Source organism: Treponema sp. R80B11-R83G3, assembly GCF_054786115.1.
Genome location: NZ_BDHF01000403.1, coordinates 1 through 611, shown reverse-complemented (window position 1 = coordinate 611; position 611 = coordinate 1). Strand labels below are relative to the sequence as shown.

The 611-nt window shown below is 34.4% G+C and carries 1 protein-coding gene; it reads right to left on the bottom strand.

The features are described from left to right. Nucleotides 1-611 (bottom strand): DNA-methyltransferase (locus ACYVRH_RS14120; RefSeq protein WP_461257512.1); only part of this gene is annotated, 611 nt, incomplete at both ends.

The following is a 611-nucleotide window of genomic DNA, read 5'->3' as shown; positions in this document are numbered from 1 at the left end:
CCATTAAACGGGTCTAATATTATATTACCTTCATTTGTAGAAGCCGTTATAATTCTTAATAATAAATCTAATGGTTTTTGAGTTGGGTGTTTGCCAAATTCTTTCTCGCTGCTTTTGGGCGCGGGTATTGACCAGACTGAACGCATTTGCGTATTTTCTTTTTTTATTTTGTCTTCCGGAAAAATTCCGTTTTTCATTTTCTCATAATTAAATATATGTTTTGCTTTTTTATCTTTACGCGCCCAGATTATTGTTTCATGTGAAGCGGTAAAAAATCTGCAACTTAAATTGGGCGGGGCATTTGGTTTGAACCACGCAATATCATTTAAAATATGAAAACCGTTTTTTTGCAAGATATATCCGCATTGAAAAATACTATGATATGTGCCGGAAACCCAAATAGTTCCTTCGGGTTTTAATACCCGTTTACAGGCGGTTATCCAAGCGTCATGAAATTTTATATCCTCTTCCAAACCTTTGCTTTTATCCCATTTCCCTTTATTAACATTAACCATTCTTCCATTTTGACATGTAAATCCGTTATTTGATAACATATACGGCGGATCGGCAAAAATCATATCTATAGAATCATCTTGAATACGGGCTAATAC